Consider the following 14203-nt stretch of genomic DNA (forward strand, 5'->3'; position numbering starts at 1 on the left):
GAGATCTGGCCAGTCCTATGATCACTCGCCGTCCGGCTGGGCTATATCGACAGTGCGCCGCCGCCAGCCGCCGAGCCACCGCAGGGCGGCGGCCGGACCAAAGGACTCCTCCTCGCCGCGACGGACATGCATGGCGTTGCCCCGCCACGAAAAATCGCTTCCGAAGATGGCCGCAAGCCAGAGAACAGGCAGCATCATGTCGCGCACGAGGAAAGCAAGGAACATCCGCAGGGAGACCGGCCAGCCCATGAAGCGCGCCAGAGCCGCCTCCGCGCCATACCAGAGAACGGCCGCGAGTACCGGAGCGCCGGCCGGCACATATCCGAGGATCGCCAACGCCGCGAGGGCGCAAAGCGGGAAGAACCCGCCCGCGATGACTTCCGGCGCGAAGAAGAGCGGGAAGGACGCCCGGCGCAGCCTGGCCCAGCGCAACTGCCGCAGCCAGACTTCCCCGAGCGTGCGTTGCCCAAGCGGCTGAACGAACGGACGACGGACCAGACGGACCCTCTTTCCGGCCTCACGCACGACCTTGGTCGAGGCGGCATCCTCGGCGACCTCGCTGCCGAGCGCCGCAATGCCGCCGGCGGCGTCGAGGTCGGCCTTCTTCCAGAGCATGGTCTTGCCCTGCGCAAAGCCGAGCCCGAACGCATCGGCGCAAAGCTGCCAGCGCCCCTGGAAGCTGTTGAGGAAGGCGCATTCGACATCCGCCAGCAATCCGTCCGGGTATCCGCCGGTCGGCGGCGAACAGACAAGGCCGGTCGTCTCGTCCCAGGCGGCGAACAGCGTCTGGAGATAGTCGGGCGTCATCAGGACGTTGCTGTCCGCCATGACGACAAAGTCGTAGCGCGCCTCGGCCCAGCCCTTGACCATGTTGTTGAGCTTCGGATTGAGGCTGATCGGATCCTTGCCCACCAGCAGACGGGCGTCCTTGTCGGGGTGACGCGCCATCAGGCGCTTGCAGAGCGGCACCACCGGATCGTTGCCGTCATCGACGCAGAAGAGAATTTCATAGTCGGAATGATCCAGCAGAAACGCCGACTCGAGCGTTGTCTCCAGATGGTTCTCCAGCCCCCGGACGGGCCTGAGGATCGTCAGGGGGGGAACCGGAACCGTCCTGGCCTCGGCGCGCCGTCTGATGACATCACGCCCGACGACGAGTGCCATGCTGCAAAGATGAACGGCGAATGCGAAAAGGAAGAAGCTGAAAAGACCGAAGAAAAGCGTCGTCATGAAACCCGCGTCTCGTCAGAGGTCGTTGACGGCTGCCATCGCACCAGTCAGCCATCATAGCGGGATGTCACAGTCTCAAGACAGTTCCGTGACGATGCACGGTCCGGCGTCAGGAAGAAAAGAGCCGTGGGCCGATCAGACGGCGACCGGACGGACCGTCGCGATGGCCAGCGCTTCGAGGTCGCGGGCGGGCGCAGGGTCGTCCATCCAGATGACGCGGTTCCGGCCAGCCGATTTTGCGGCATAAAGCCGGCGGTCCGCCAGCAGCATCAGTCCCTCGAAGGAGGCGCCCGCTTCCTCAATGTCGCTGACGCCGGAACTGACAGTCGGGCGCAGCAGTTTGTCGCCGACAAGAATGTCCGTCTCGACGAGCGTCAGCCGGACCCGATCGGCGACCTCGGCTGCCTCATCCCGGTCGACACCGGGAAAGAAGCAGCCGAATTCCTCGCCGCCGATTCGCCCCAGGATCGCTCCTTCCGGAGTGTGACTTTCCAGGATCCGCGAGAAGGCGACCAGCACCCGGTCTCCTGCAAGATGACCGGAGCGGTCATTGATCGACTTGAAATGGTCGAGGTCGAAGAGCACGAACGAACTGGTGGCGCTCGCATTGCCGAAGACGGACTGCAGCTTCTCCAGAAAGGCCCGCCGGTCGAGCAGTCCCGTCAAGGCATCGGTCTCGGCCCTTTTGCGAAGATCCGCCTCGGCTCGCTCCTTGGAGAGGCTGACCAGCAGCAGGGCAAACGCCACCCAGTGCAGGAGGAGTTCAAAGACAATCGCGCTGATCCACGGAGTGGAGAGCAGCCCGCCCTTGTCCGCGAGGGGGTGATTCCACATCAACGGGATGCGAATGGCAAAAACAATCGCGTGGACGATCATGACAAAGGCCAGGGGCTTGCGCGAATGCAGCGGCTCCTGTCGATGGTTCCGCATCACCTCCCTCGCCATGGCGAGCATATAGATCGACATCATGAGAGACATCGCGGCAACACGGCTGATCAACGAGCCATAAAATGCGGGAATGGAACAGGCGACCAGCCAGACCAGGGCGCCTGCGAGGAGCGGCAGAGCCAGAGCCCGGCGGCCATCGAAGAGACGCAGCGCCGTCAGCAGAAGGCCACAGGCCAGAAGGACGAGTGCGTTAGAGATGACAATGGAAAGCAGATCGGAGATATGGCCACGCAATGCGAAAAGCGCGACAGCAACGGCGCCGACGCCCATTGGCGCCATGAGGAAGGCGTTGTAGACCCGGCTTCGATCCATCCACCACGCAAGACCGAAATATCCGGCATAGAGCAGCAGCAAGGCTGTCAGCACGAACAGCATCGTCGGTACGTGCAGCAGGGTCATGAGTCCGGAAACCGTGTGATTGACGCTATCCCATTGCTAACTCATTCGTCTTTAACAAGCTTTAACGACAATCCATAACGGGAACGAGGCCTGCGGAACGACCCGTTTCAGGCAGCGATTCGCCCTTCCCGCACGCCATGGCAGGCAACGGCAAGGTCTGAACCCTCGACATGCAGGGCCGGCAACTCGACCCGGCACCGATCGTTCGCGAAGGGACAGCGCGGGTGGAAGGCGCAGCCGCTCGGCGGTTTCAACGGCGAGGGCAATTCGCCGCTCAGCCGTATACGTTCCTTGCGCGCGGTCGGATCGGCGACCGGCGTCGCCGAGAGCAAGGCCCGCGTATAGGGATGCAGCGGCCGCCCGAACAGCGAGTCCCGGTCGGCATGCTCCACGGGCCGGCCGAGATACATCACCATCACCTCGTCCGCCATGTGCCGGACGACGGAAAGGTCGTGGCTGATGAAGAGATAGGCGAGGCCGAACTCGGTCTGCAGGTCAGTCAGGATATTGAGCACCTGCGCCTGGATCGAAACGTCGAGCGCCGAGACCGGTTCGTCGAGAACGAGAACCTTCGGCTGCGTCATCAGGGCCCGCGCGATGGCGATCCGCTGGCGCTGGCCACCGGAGAACATGTGCGGATAGCGGTCGTAATGCTCCGGCCTCAGGCCGACCTTCTTGAGCATGTCGAGCGCCTTGGTCCGCCGCGTCGCGGCGTCGGCGCTGCCGTTGATGACGAGCGGCTCCTCGAGGATCGTGCCGATCTTCTGGCGCGGGTTGAGCGAGCCGTAAGGATCCTGGAAGACGATCTGCACCGCAAGGCGCAGCGCCTTCGCGTCATGCCCGCGCGGCCCGGCGGAGGCATTCATGCCCGCGATGGTCAGGCTGCCCTCGCTTGGCGGCTCGATCATCGTCACGACGCGGGCGAGCGTGGACTTGCCGCAGCCCGATTCCCCGACGACCGCCAGCGTCTTGCCGGCCTGAAGCGTGAAGGAGGCTCCGGCGAGTGCGCGGACCGTCGCCGGCTTGGAGAACGGCCCGGTCGGCAGCTGGTAGAAGCGCTTGAGGTCCTGCGCCTCGATGACGGGAACGCCGGAAGTCATCATGTCAGGGCCTCGGCATTGGCAATACGGTCGGGATTGGGGTGGCCGAGCGGCCGGCCGCCGACGAGCGGATAGTGGCAGAGCGCAAAGCCCGCCTTCTCGCCCTGGCGATGCGGCACCTTTTCGTCGCATCGCTTCGTTGCGAAGCGGCATCGGGGACTGAACAGGCAGCCCGGCGGGCGGTCGAACTGGCCCGGCACGACGCCGGGGATCGACGGCAGCTTGCGGCCGGTCGCCCGCTCCGGCAGGGCCGCCAGCAGCGCGCTCGTATAGGGATGGTGCGGATCGGCGAAGAGACCTGCGACCTGCTGCTCCTCCACCTTCTGCCCGGCGTATTGCACCTGCACCCGGTGCGCGGTCTCGGCCACCACGCCCATGTCGTGCGTGATGAGCACGAGACCCATGCCGTGTTCCGCCTGAAGGTTCACCAGAAGGTCCAGAATCTGCGCCTGGATCGTCACGTCGAGCGCCGTCGTCGGCTCGTCGGCGATGAGGAGCTTCGGATTGCAGGCGAGCGCCATGGCGATCATCACGCGCTGGCTCATGCCGCCCGAAAGCTGATGCGGGAAGACCTTCATCCGGTCCTCCGGCGCCGGAATGCCGACAAGCTCCAGAAGCTCGATGATCCGCCGGCGGCGCTCGGCGCGCGGCATCTTCAGGTGAATGCGCAGCACCTCGCCGATCTGGAAGCCGACCGTAAAGCAGGGGTTGAGGCTCGACATCGGCTCCTGGAAGATCATCGCCATGTCGCGCCCGATGATGCGCCGCCGCTCGCGCGCGGAAATGCCCATCAGATCGTGGCCATTGAACCGCATCACGTCGGCGCTGACCTTGGCGGTCCATGGCAACAGACCCATCAGCGCCAGCATGGACACCGACTTGCCGGAACCGGATTCGCCGACGATCGCGAGAATCTCTCGGGTATCGCAGACGAGCGAAATGCCGTCCACGGCCCGGAAGCGGCCGCTGGCGGTCATGAATTCGACGGTGAGGTTGTCGATTTCGAGGAGTGCCATCGCCTCAGCTCCGCTTCAGCTTCGGATCGAGCGCATCGCGCAGGCCGTCGCCCATGAGATTGATCGCCAGAACCGTGATCAGGATGGCAAGGCCGGGGAAGGTCACCACCCACCAGGCCCGCAGGATGAATTCGCGCGATTCGGCGAGCATCGTGCCCCACTCCGGCGTCGGCGGCTGCGCGCCCATGCCGAGGAAGCCGAGAGCAGCCGCTTCAAGGATCGCGTTGGAGAAGGAGAGCGCGGCCTGCACGATGAGCGGCGCCATGCAATTGGGCAGGATGGTGATGAACATCAGCCGCAGCTTGCCAGCTCCCGCGATGCGCGCCGACGTCACATAGTCCCTGCCCCGCTCGCTCATCACCGCCGCCCGCGTCAGGCGCACATAGTGCGGCTGCAGGATGACGGCGATGGCGATCATCGCGTTGCCGAGCCCCGGTCCGAGGATCGTCACCAGAACGAGCGCGAGCAGCAGGCTCGGGAAGGCCAGGATCACGTCCATCACCCGCATGATGATCGTATCGACCCAGCCCCCGATGAACCCGGCAAGCAGGCCGAGTGAGATGCCGCCGACGAGCGCGATCGTAACCACGAAAAGGCCGATGAAGAGCGAGAAGCGCGAACCGTAGATTAGGCGCGACAGCATGTCCCGGCCGATCGGATCGGTTCCAAGCAGGAACCGCGGATCGCCGCCCGCCGCCCAGACGGGGGGTGTCAGCAAGTTGTCGCGGAACTGCTCGTCGGGTGAAAACGGCGCGACCAGCGGCGCGAAGATCGCGACCAGGACCAGCGCGACGAAGATCACGAGCCCGATCACCGCTCCCCGGTTTTCGCGAAAATAGTGCCAGAACTCACGAAACGGTCCCGGACGTTCGGGACCGGCCGGCCGAGCGGCGGCGACCCCTTGTGTTGCTTCGCTCATCGCCTCACCTCACGTGCCGGATCTTGGGGTTGATGAAGCCATAGGCGATATCGACCGCCAGGTTGACGAGCATCACCATGACGGCTGTCAGCACCAGGCCGCCCTGGACGGCCTGATAGTCGCGCCGCGATATGGAATCGATCATCCATTTGCCGATGCCGGGCCAGGAGAAGATCGTCTCGGTCAGGATCGCGCCGGCGAGCAGAACGCCCGTTTGCAGGCCGATGGTGGTGATGACGGGAATGAGGCCGTTGCGCAGGGCATGAACCCCGACGACGCGGAAGGGCGAAAGGCCCTTTGCCCGCGCCGTGCGGATGTAGTCCTCGCCGAGCACCTCCAGCATCGCCGACCGCGTCTGGCGCGCAATGACCGCGAGCGGAATGGTGCCGAGCACGATGGACGGCAGAATGAGATGCTGCACGGCGGAGGCGAAGGCGCCCTTCTGTCCCGACAGCAGGCTGTCGATCAGCATGAAGCCCGTCACCGGCTTGAAGAAATAGAGCAGCGAGATGCGGCCCGACACCGGCGTCCATTGCAGCCAGCCGGAAAAGACGATGATGAGCAGCAGCGCCCACCAGAAGATCGGCATTGAATATCCGACGAGCGCAGTCGTCATGACGGCATGGTCGGTCGTCTTGCCGCGCCGGATGGCGGCGATCACACCGGCCGGCACGCCGAGCACGATGGACAGCAGCATCGCGCAGAGCGAGAGCTCGAGCGTAGCCGGAAAGAGCGTGAAATACTCGCTCAGCACTGGCCGCTTGGTGGAGAAGGAAACGCCGAAGTCGCCCTGGAACAGGTTACCGAGATAGACGAAATACTGCTCGTAGAGCGGCCGGTCGAAGCCGAAGCGATGGGCGAGTTCCGCATAGCGCTCGGGACTGAGGCCGCGCTCGCCGGCGAGCAGCAGGATCGGGTCTCCGGGGAGCATACGAATGAAGAAGAAGGCGGCGATCGTCACCCCGATGAAGGTGGGGATGACAAGACCGATCCGTCTGAGGATGAACGAGAGCATGGCGCCTCGGGCTCAGTGATTGTTTGTTTTGACCATCAGATGCGTCGGATGGCGACGGTCCGGGGCTCCGGGTGGCATCCAAAGCAGCATGGGCTCGGTTTTCTCGATCCGCCAGCCCTCACGCAGATAGAAGGCCAGCGCCCTGGCGTTGCCCACAGCGCATTGCAGACGGATGGTGCGATGGCCCTTCTCCGCAAGCGATTGCGCGGCAGCCGACAGGAGTCGTCCCGCGATTCCCCTGCCCCGTGCCCGCCCGGCGACGTACAGCTGATCGACCTCGCCGGCGATCATCGCCGCAAAGCCGAGAAGCTCGCCGTGACACTCGGCGACGAGGACGTCGTCGAACGGCGTGTACTGCAGGCGGTGAAGAAAGGAGTCCCGCGTTCGCGCAGCCACGACATCCCGGTCGAGAAGTGCCGCGTGACCATCATGCCAGGCATCGTGCCAAAGGGTTGCCAGTACGGAATGGTCGTCCGGACGCGCACGCCGGACAGAACTGGTCTCAGGCATCCCGGCATCGCCAATCGAGGACAAGGCGGAGTCCTTTTGGGACCTTTGGAACGCGAATGAGGTGAACGGGGCCAGAAACCCCGTCCACCTCAGTTCAGCGCGATCCGATCACTCGGCGATATCGACACCGTCGAAGCGGTGGCTGCCGAGCGGATCCATCTTGTAGCCCGACACCTTCGGCGACATTGCCATGAAGACCGTCGAATGCGCGATGGTCGCCCACGGGGCCTGGCTCTTGAACTCGAGCTGGGCCTGTTCGTAGAGCTTGGTGCGCTCGGCCGTGTCGGCAACGGTGCGGGCCTTAGTCACTAGATCGTCGAAGGGCTGGTAGCACCAGTTGGCGCGGTTGGAACCGCCAACGCCGGCGCAGCCGAGCAGCACGCCGAGGAAGTTGTCCGGATCGCCGTTGTCGCCGGTCCAGCCCATCAGCAGCGCACCGTCGCGCTCCTTGTCCTGGCTACGCTTGAGGTATTCGCCCCACTCGTAGGAGACGATCTCGACGCTCACGCCCACCTTGGCGAAGTCCGCCTGGATGAGCTCGGCCATGCGGCGGGCATTCGGGTTGTAGGGCCGCGCCACGGGCATCGCCCAGATCTTCATCGACAGGTCGGTCACGCCGGCCGCGTCGAGCATCTCCTTGGCCTTCGCCGGATCGTAGGGATCGTCGACGGTGGCCTCGTTGTAGCTCCACATCGTCGGCGGGATCGGGTTCTTGGCCATCTGGCCCGAGCCCTGGAACACCGCGTCGAGGATCGCCTGCTTGTTGATCGCCATGTTGAGCGCCTTGCGCACTTCCGGCTTGTCGAAGGGCGCCATCATGGTGTTGTAGGCGAGGTAGCCGATGTTCAGGCCCGGCTGCTCCATCATCTGGATCGAACTGTCGGCCTTGAGCGCCTCGATATCGGCCGGATTCGGATAGCCGATGACGTTGCATTCGCCCGACTTCAGCTTCTGCTCGCGCACGGACGCATCCGGCGTGATCGCGAAGATGAGGTCGTCGATCGGCTGCTTGCCGTCCCAGTAGTCGGGATTGGCCTTGTAGCGGATCACGGCGTCCTTCTGATAGGCGACGAAGGTGAAGGGGCCGGTGCCGACCGGCTGCTGGTTCAGAAGCTCCGGCGTGCCGGCGGCCATCAGTTTGTCTGCATATTCCTTGGACACGATGGCGGCGAAATCCATCGCAAGGTTGGCGAGCATCGGCGCGTTCGGCTCGTTGAGCGTCATCTTCACCGTGTAGTCGTCGACCTTCTCGATCGACTTGATCAGCGCGGGCATGTCCATGCCCGTCCAGTACTCCCACGTACCGCCGGCGTAGGAATACCAGGGATCCTTCTCGTCATTCTGGCGGGTGAAGGAGAAGACCACGTCGTCGGCGTTGAAGTCGCGCGTCGGGGTGAAGTAGTCGGTGGTCTGGAACTTCACGCCCTTGCGCAGGTGGAAGGTGTAGACCGTGCCGTCATCCGAGACATCCCAGGATTCGGCCAGCGCCGGAACGACGTTGGTCGTGCCGCGCTCGAACCCCGTGAGGCCGTTGTAGATCGGCTTGGACGAGGCATCGAAGGTCGTGCCGGCGGCGTAAGGCGCCGGATCGAAGCCTTCCGGGCTGCCTTCGGAACAGTAGATCAGCGTCTTGGCGCTTGCCGGCGACAGGCCGAAGGCCAGCCCGGCCGCAAGAACGGTAGCCGTCAGAAGACGGGATGAAAATGCCATGAAATCGCACTCCCCTGTGCGCCGGACTATGGTCCGGTCAATGCGAGAACCGTGATCGTCGGGACCGCGCTGCTTGCTTCTTGTGCCCCGATCGACGGGTCGTATCCGATCCGACACGGGCGGGGATTTCAAGCCCAAATTTCGCGCCGTCCGATAAAATTTTGATCAGCCGATCAATCTTGCTCGCGCGTTGATTTTCAACCCGAACCGGTGCGGTCCATCAACTTGTGCTGGCGGGCGCATTGCACCGTTCTTTTATGCGGCGCGCTCGTCAATTCCGAACGAGAATCATTAGACAACTAATTGATTTCAATCACTTGCGCCGAAGAAAGCGGCATGTAATCTCGGTCTCGGCTCTCCGCCTGCCGCAATCGCCATGCTGCCGGAACGGACCCACCCGAGGCCTGCCCGACAAGGCTCGCCGATTTTACAGCACAGGAATGCATGGGCAATGGCCGCGCCGATCGAAACCGAGTTGAAGTTCGCCATCGACAGCCCGGGCCTCAAACGGCTTCAGGATCATCCACTGTTCAAGAACGCCGTTGAGAAGAAGGTTCTGACGCTCGACAGCAGCTATTTCGACACGACGGAGGAATCCCTGCGCAAGGCCGGCATCAGCCTCCGGCTGCGCAAGGGCGAGGCACCGACCCCGATTCAAACGGCGAAGTTTTCAGGCAAACAGACCATCGGCCTGATGGCGCGCACCGAAGTGAACGCCCCCCTCCCCGCGCGCCGGACATCGCCGGACCTTTCCGCCTTTCCTTCCGATATTGCCGCCGCCATCGAAAAGGCCTGCGGCGGACAGCCACTCGAACGGCAGTTCCGGATCGTTGTCGAGCGGCACGAAGCCGAGATTCATCTGGAAGACAGTGCCGTCGTCTCCCTTGCGCTCGACGATGGCAAGGTCGTGATCGGACGCAAGTCGCATGCCTTCCAGGAGGTCGAATTCGAGCTGAAGGAGCAAACGCCCGAAGCCCTTTTCGCCCTCGCCAAGAAAATGCTGCCAGGGCTGTCGATTCGCCTCGCCGGCGGATCGAAGGCGACGCTCGGTTACCGCATGAAGGCCGGAGACCTGGAAGACCTGGCGGCTCCCGAGCCGGCAAGCCTGCCCGCGCTCGATGGCGATATGACGGTCGAAACGGCGCTCGGCGCCTGCCTGCGCTCCTGCGTCGGCCAGATCGCCGCCAATGCTGCCGCCGTCATCGACAGCGCCGATCCGGAAGGCCCGCACCAACTCCGTGTCGGGTTGCGCCGGTTGAGGAGCACCCTTCTGGCCTTCAGGCCGGTGATGGACTGGACGAAGGCCAGGGTCCTCGACGAGGAAGCCAAACGGCTTGCGACCATCGTCGGCGAATTGCGCGACATCGACGTGCTCATCGACGAAATCATCGGCCCCTTGAAGGACCGTGTCGACGTGACCGGCCTCGTCGCGCTGCTGGAACGCAGACGCGAGCGGCTGAGGGCCGATGTCCGCTCCGTCATCGCCGGCACGGACGGCACGACCTTCCTCATCGACCTGACCGAATTCACCGAATGCCGGGAATGGCGCAACGGTTTCGACGAGGCTCTCGCCTACCGGTTGCTGCCCTTCGCGAAGAATGCGATCGCCCGGCAGCAGGAGCGGATCGCCAAATACACGGACCGGCTTGCCGACCTCACCGCCGAGGAGCGCCACAGCCTGCGCAAAGCCTACAAGAAACTGCGCTATCTGCTCGACTTCTTCGCACCCGTCATTGGCGGCAAGGCCATGCGCAAGTTGCTTGCGAAGACAAAGGAAGTGCAGGACCACCTCGGCTACATGAACGACGTCGTCATGGCCGAAAAGCTCCACACGCTGGTTGCCGAGGAAGGCGACCGGGCGGAGACACCGGGCGATCCCAAGGAGCGTCTGCACGCCGCGCACGCCGTCGGCTTCATCCTCGGCTGGCATTGCGCGCAGGCAGAGAGAGAGTGGAAAAAGGTCGTCAAACTGCTCGGCTGAATACTTCCGTCGCGCAGGCCCTGCTCAGGCCGCCGGGACCACCCGCAGCCGTCCGAGAAACTGGTCGCGCGCCGGAGACAGCGGCTGGCCACGCGGTTCGGCGAGATGGCGGATGAGAAAATATCCGGTCAGCTGCAGCGCTGCCTGGAGATCGTCCACCGAAACATCGGCCTCCCGCTCGCTGAGGAAGACGGGAAGCGCCAAAAGCTTCGGCGCATAGGGCAGCCCCGCCTCCCGGCTGACGGCCCGCCCGGTCTTCGGCGAGACCCAGGCAAGGTCATGCGTCTGGCCGTTGGCCGCGCATTTCGAAAGATCGAGGCCGAAGCCGAGTTCGTCGAGAAGCGCGAGTTCGAACCGCACCAGCAGGCGCGCAGCACCGATGGCGTCGTCCATGTGATCGAGAATGATCGACAGCGCCTCATAGAGGCCCGGATGCGGGTCGCGCTCGGGCAGATAGCGCAAGTGGGCGGCGATGGTCTGCAACCCGAGCACGCCGGCCGGCGCGTCGATCAGACGGGCCGCGCGGGAGACGAGCGGCTCCACCGTGAAGAGGCCGAGATGCGACTCCAGTCGCGCCCGCCAGGTCAGCGCCAGCGTGTTGCCGGCCTGCAGCATCGCCTGGTGCCGCCGCGACCGGCCGCCCCTGACGAGGCCCATGTGACGGCCGCGATCTGGCGTCATGACCTCCAGGATCGCGCTCGTCTCGCCATGCGCCCGGGTGCCGAGCACGATGCCTTCGCCGGACCACTCCATGGCTTGCCTCAGGCGCCTCCCGCCATCAGTTCCTCGGGAATTCCAGCCCCATCTCCCGGTAGCGCTCGGGATCGTCGGCCCAGTTCTCGCGCACCTTCACGTAGAGGAAGAGATGCACCGGCTGCTCGACGATCTGCATCAGTTCCTCGCGCGCCGCCATCGAGATGGCCTTGATCGTCGCCCCGCCCTTGCCGAGCACGATCTTGCGCTGGCTCTCGCGTTCCACGAAGATCGTCTGCTCGATCCGGACGCCGTTCTTCTGCTCCTTCCACTGGTCGGTCTCGACCGTGGAGGAATAGGGAAGCTCGTCATGAAGGCGCAGGAAGACCTTCTCGCGCGTGATCTCGGCCGCGAGCATGCGCATCGGCAGGTCGGAGATCTGGTCCTCCGGATAGAGCCACGGACCTTCCGGCACCGCTTTCGCCAGATGCTCCATCAGGTCGGCAACGCCGTCGCCATTCAGGGCCGAGACCATGAAGGTCGCATCGAAGTTGACGCGCGCGTTGGCATCGGCGGCCAGCGCCAGAAGCTGGTCGCGCTTGACGGTATCGATCTTGTTCAGGATCAGCAGCTTCGGCCGCTTCAGATCGGCGAGCCTGTCCAGAATGCCGCCGATTTCCGGCTCGATGCCCTTGCGGGCGTCGATCAGCAGCGCGACCATGTCGGCATCCATGGCGCCGCCCCAGGCCGTGTCGACCATCGCCCGGTCAAGCCGGCGCTTCGGCGCGAAGATGCCGGGCGTATCGACGAAGACGACCTGCGAACGGCCCTCGATCGCGATCCCGCGCATGATGGCCCGCGTCGTCTGCACCTTGTGGCTGACGATCGAGACCTTGGCGCCGACGAGTTGGTTGAGCAGCGTCGACTTGCCGGCATTCGGCGCGCCGATGAGGGCCACGAACCCCGCTCGCGTCGGCCCCTCGGCCGCCGGCGCGCCGCCGTCTTCCCCCTCCACGGGCATCGTCTCCGGCTTGTCATCGTCAATCGTCATGCATTGTCCTGCGTGGTGGTGTGCTGTGTGATGGTGCAAGGCGGCCTGCGCCTTGTCCGCCGGACACTGCCGGCGACTCGTCGCTTGAAAGAGCGAATCTACCCGAAAAATCGACCGGACTCAGCCGGCAAGTGGATCAACCTGCCAGAGCCCTTCCCTGACGAGGGCATTCGTGGCGGCCGCCTGCTCGGCTTCCCGCTTGTTGCGCCCCTTGCCGAGCGCCGGCTCGACGCCGTCGATCTCGACCCGGACCGTGAACTCGGGCGAATGATCGGGGCCGATGCGCTCCGCCACCTGATAGCGCGGCGCCGGCAGGCCGCGCCCCTGGGCCCACTCCTGCAACGTCGTCTTGGCATCGCGCAGCGGCGACGTCGCCTCGTGCATCCGCGCCGACCAGTTCTTCTCGATGAACCGCCGGGCGGCATCGAAACCGGCGTCGCGATAGATCGCGGCGATCACGGCCTCGGCGACATCGGCCAGGATCGCTTCCTTCTTGCGCCCGCCGGTCTGGCGTTCGCCCGGCCCGAGCCGGATGGCCGCCCCAAGGTCGAGATCGCGCGCGACCGCGGCGCAGGTCTCCCGCCGGACGAGAGAATTGAGACGGCGCGCAAGATCCCCCTCGTCCGCCTCCGGGAAGGTCCGGAACAGGAGGTCCGCGATCACCAGCGCCAGCACCCGGTCACCGAGAAATTCATGGCGCTGATAGCTTTCCGCCGCGGCCTGGCTCACATGCAGCGCGCTGCGGTGGGTGAGCGCATTCACCAGTTCGTCGAGATTGGCGAAACGGTGCCCGATCCGATCCTGAACCGCGGCGAGCGCGCTCTTGAACCCTGGTGTCATGGACCCGTTCAGTGCAGCAACGTGAACAGGCGGTCCAGCCTGAGATCTTCCGGCCAGCGCCAGACCTCCCAAGGCCGCGACTGCTCATCGATGGAGAAGAAGATGACCTGCGCCTTGCCCACGAGATTCTCGAACGGAACATAGCCCACGCCGCTGCCGTCGATGCGGCTGTCGGCGGAGTTGTCGCGATTGTCGCCCATCATGAAATAGTGGCCGTCCGGCACCACGAACTCGCGGGTGTTGTCGCCCATGGAATTCGGGTCGGCGTCGAGCGTGATGTAGGAGACGCCGTTCGGCATGGTCTCGCGATAAGCCGGCACCGAGATGGTCTGACCGAAGGGCGTCGTCTCCTTGAAGTCGTCGACCCGCTCGCGCGGCACGGCCGTGTTGTTGATGTAGAGAACGCCGTCCTTCACCTGGATATGGTCGCCGGGAAGGCCGACCACGCGCTTGATGTAGTCGATGGACGGATTGGCCGGCAGCTTGAAGACGACGATGTCGCCGCGATGCGGCGCGGTCGCCCACACCCGTCCCTCCATGGGCACGATGCCGAAGGGGAAGGAATAACGGCTGAAGCCGTAGGAATACTTCGAGACGAAGAGGTAATCGCCAATCAGCAGCGTCGGCATCATCGACCCGGACGGGATCGAGAAGGGCTGAAAGACGAAGGTTCGAACGACCAGCGCCAGAAGCAGCGCCTGAATGATGATCTTGATGGTTTCGCCGAAACCGTCCTTGCTCGTCGCGTCGTCGCTGCTCACGCTCATGATTTCCTTCATCGTTTCGACATC

The 14203-nt window shown here is 64.5% G+C and carries 13 protein-coding genes; 1 reads left to right on the plus strand and 12 read right to left on the minus strand.

Translation table 11 applies throughout. From position 1 onward, the window contains the following. Positions 1-21: 21 nt before the first annotated feature. The 8 genes from HDIA_RS13735 to HDIA_RS13770 form a co-directional block, all read right to left on the minus strand. Entirely contained in the window at positions 22-1230 is a 1209-nt protein-coding gene (locus HDIA_RS13735; RefSeq protein ID WP_099556680.1) for a ceramide glucosyltransferase, read from the minus strand. Positions 1231-1365: 135 nt separating this feature from the next. Continuing rightward, complete coding sequence (locus tag HDIA_RS13740) at positions 1366-2577, minus strand: GGDEF domain-containing protein (RefSeq protein WP_099556681.1); 1212 nt, start codon at positions 2575-2577, stop codon at positions 1366-1368. 107 nt (positions 2578-2684) lie between these two features. Continuing rightward, positions 2685-3677, minus strand: a complete 993-nt coding sequence (locus HDIA_RS13745) for a dipeptide ABC transporter ATP-binding protein (RefSeq protein WP_099558898.1) — start codon at positions 3675-3677, stop codon at positions 2685-2687. Continuing rightward, complete coding sequence (locus tag HDIA_RS13750; RefSeq protein WP_099556682.1) at positions 3677-4693, minus strand: ABC transporter ATP-binding protein; 1017 nt, start codon at positions 4691-4693, stop codon at positions 3677-3679. The genes HDIA_RS13745 and HDIA_RS13750 overlap by 1 nt, the downstream gene beginning before the upstream one ends. Before the next feature lie 4 nt (positions 4694-4697). After that, on the minus strand, positions 4698-5612 hold the full coding sequence (locus HDIA_RS13755) for an ABC transporter permease subunit (RefSeq protein ID WP_099556683.1): 915 nt from the start codon (positions 5610-5612) through the stop codon (positions 4698-4700). Between the two features lie 4 nt (positions 5613-5616). Beyond that, a complete protein-coding gene (locus tag HDIA_RS13760) occupies positions 5617-6627 on the minus strand; it encodes an ABC transporter permease subunit (protein WP_099556684.1) in 1011 nt (336 codons plus the stop codon). Between the two features lie 12 nt (positions 6628-6639). Continuing rightward, on the minus strand, positions 6640-7161 hold the full coding sequence (locus HDIA_RS13765; protein ID WP_099556685.1) for a GNAT family N-acetyltransferase: 522 nt from the start codon (positions 7159-7161) through the stop codon (positions 6640-6642). An 84-nt stretch (positions 7162-7245) separates the two neighbouring features. Then, positions 7246-8847: an ABC transporter substrate-binding protein gene (locus HDIA_RS13770; protein ID WP_099556686.1), complete on the minus strand. Its 1602-nt coding sequence runs from the start codon at positions 8845-8847 to the stop codon at positions 7246-7248. Between the two features lie 451 nt (positions 8848-9298). Between HDIA_RS13770 and HDIA_RS13775 the strand changes: the two genes are divergently transcribed. Further along, on the plus strand, positions 9299-10828 hold the full coding sequence (locus tag HDIA_RS13775) for a CYTH and CHAD domain-containing protein (RefSeq protein ID WP_162292647.1): 1530 nt from the start codon (positions 9299-9301) through the stop codon (positions 10826-10828). A 24-nt stretch (positions 10829-10852) separates the two neighbouring features. Here the strand turns inward: HDIA_RS13775 and recO are convergent, their stop codons facing one another. From recO to lepB, 4 genes are all read right to left on the minus strand, one after another. Then, complete coding sequence (gene recO / locus HDIA_RS13780) at positions 10853-11581, minus strand: DNA repair protein RecO (RefSeq protein WP_099556688.1); 729 nt, start codon at positions 11579-11581, stop codon at positions 10853-10855. Between the two features lie 25 nt (positions 11582-11606). After that, positions 11607-12572: a GTPase Era gene (gene era / locus HDIA_RS13785; protein ID WP_197708026.1), complete on the minus strand. Its 966-nt coding sequence runs from the start codon at positions 12570-12572 to the stop codon at positions 11607-11609. A 120-nt stretch (positions 12573-12692) separates the two neighbouring features. Continuing rightward, positions 12693-13412, minus strand: a complete 720-nt coding sequence (gene rnc, locus HDIA_RS13790; RefSeq protein WP_099556689.1) for a ribonuclease III — start codon at positions 13410-13412, stop codon at positions 12693-12695. A gap of 8 nt (positions 13413-13420) precedes the next feature. Next, a complete protein-coding gene (lepB, locus tag HDIA_RS13795; protein WP_099558900.1) occupies positions 13421-14179 on the minus strand; it encodes a signal peptidase I in 759 nt (252 codons plus the stop codon). Positions 14180-14203: the final 24 nt, after the last annotated feature.

The sequence above is a fragment of the Hartmannibacter diazotrophicus genome (assembly GCF_900231165.1).
In the GTDB taxonomy this organism is placed as follows: domain Bacteria; phylum Pseudomonadota; class Alphaproteobacteria; order Rhizobiales; family Pleomorphomonadaceae; genus Hartmannibacter; species Hartmannibacter diazotrophicus.

Excerpts from the sequence above, each read along its gene's own strand:
- HDIA_RS13735 (WP_099556680.1), bottom strand. The coding sequence starts at position 1,230 with ATGACGACGCTTTTCTTCGGTCTTTTCAGCTTCTTCCTTTTCGCATTC.
- HDIA_RS13740 (WP_099556681.1), bottom strand. The coding sequence starts at position 2,577 with ATGACCCTGCTGCACGTACCGACGATGCTGTTCGTGCTGACAGCCTTG.
- HDIA_RS13745 (WP_099558898.1), bottom strand. The coding sequence starts at position 3,677 with ATGACTTCCGGCGTTCCCGTCATCGAGGCGCAGGACCTCAAGCGCTTC.
- HDIA_RS13750 (WP_099556682.1), bottom strand. The coding sequence starts at position 4,693 with ATGGCACTCCTCGAAATCGACAACCTCACCGTCGAATTCATGACCGCC.
- HDIA_RS13755 (WP_099556683.1), bottom strand. The coding sequence starts at position 5,612 with ATGAGCGAAGCAACACAAGGGGTCGCCGCCGCTCGGCCGGCCGGTCCC.
- HDIA_RS13760 (WP_099556684.1), bottom strand. The coding sequence starts at position 6,627 with ATGCTCTCGTTCATCCTCAGACGGATCGGTCTTGTCATCCCCACCTTC.
- HDIA_RS13770 (WP_099556686.1), bottom strand. The coding sequence starts at position 8,847 with ATGGCATTTTCATCCCGTCTTCTGACGGCTACCGTTCTTGCGGCCGGG.
- HDIA_RS13775 (WP_162292647.1), top strand. The coding sequence starts at position 9,299 with ATGGCCGCGCCGATCGAAACCGAGTTGAAGTTCGCCATCGACAGCCCG.
- recO (WP_099556688.1), bottom strand. The coding sequence starts at position 11,581 with ATGGAGTGGTCCGGCGAAGGCATCGTGCTCGGCACCCGGGCGCATGGC.
- era (WP_197708026.1), bottom strand. The coding sequence starts at position 12,572 with ATGACGATTGACGATGACAAGCCGGAGACGATGCCCGTGGAGGGGGAA.
- rnc (WP_099556689.1), bottom strand. The coding sequence starts at position 13,412 with ATGACACCAGGGTTCAAGAGCGCGCTCGCCGCGGTTCAGGATCGGATC.
- lepB (WP_099558900.1), bottom strand. The coding sequence starts at position 14,179 with ATGAGCGTGAGCAGCGACGACGCGACGAGCAAGGACGGTTTCGGCGAA.